The sequence below is a fragment of the Microbacterium sp. Bi128 genome (assembly GCF_918698205.1).
Map to the genome: position 1 here is coordinate 1 of NZ_CAKKMM010001565.1, position 1,136 is coordinate 1,136.

General features: G+C 68.1%; 1 protein-coding gene. It reads left to right on the forward strand.

The annotated features are described in order from the left end of the window. On the forward strand, positions 1-1,136 hold a 1,136-nt coding region (locus tag LQV45_RS34585), incomplete at both ends, for a diguanylate cyclase domain-containing protein (protein WP_230012429.1).

The window sequence follows — 1,136 nt, forward strand, 5'->3', positions numbered from 1 at the left end:
CAGGGAGCCTGCAGCGCGAATGGTCCAGGGCATTCATCCTGGTGATCCTTGCCCTGCTCGCAGGGGCCGCGGTAACTCTGGTCGGCGTCCGTTTTGTCACGGACCAGATCCAGCACGCCGCCGCACAGCACCGCGTCGAGTCGGAGGCCATCTCCGAGCTCCGGACCGGCATCGAGACCCACGAACAAGCCGGACTCCAGCTGTTGTCCGCAGGACCCGCAGATCCGGCCGCCTTTTTGCTGCAACAAAAGGACCTCTCCGCCCAGTTCGATGCCACCGCCCGGATCCTGCCGGAGGCGTACGGCATGCGGGCCACAGTCCGCGGGGCCCGGGCCGCCTGGCAGGAGGGACTGTCCGCGCACAATCTCTGGGGAAGCCAGGTGGCCACTCTCCACGGCAACCGAGTGGCGGAGGCGCCGGCGTTCGCCGCATCCAGCGCCAAGGCCCGCGCCCTGCTCGCCGACGTCCGTCGCGCTTCGCTCGACGCGCTTGACGACGGCGTCGCCCGTGGGGCCGGGCTTCAGCAGATGGTATCGACCGTCCGCACGGCCCTCTTTGCGCTGGCCGCGGGCGGGGTGTTCTTTTTCCGCCGGCGGATGACCAAGTACCTGATGCGCCCTGTGGAGGGTCTGTACCGCGGGGTCGTGAAGCTGCAGTCCGGTGATTACAGCCACCGGATCAGCGTTGTCCGCAATGACGAACTTGGCCAGCTGGCCGAGGCCTTCAATTCCATGGCGGCCACCGTGCACGACAACCACCTGGAACTGACCTTCCGCGCCACCCACGACCCGCTCACGGGACTGGCCAACCGGGCAGTCCTCACCGAACGCCTCACCGCCGCGTTCGACCCCGGAACAAAGAACCCGGAAACAGCTGGCGCCGAGGTCTGCGACGGGCGTGAAGGCCTGCTGGTCATCGACGTCGACGACTTCAAAGACGTCAACGACTCGCTGGGCCATGAGGGCGGCGACGCGTTGCTCATCCAGCTGGCCCAACGGCTGCGGGGCTGCGTGCGCGGACATGACCTCGTCGCCCGGCTGGGCGGCGACGAATTCGCGATCGTCGTGACGGATGAGGGCGGCACGGCGACGGACGACGTCGCACGGCGCATCCAGGACACGCTGCGGGACCCTTTC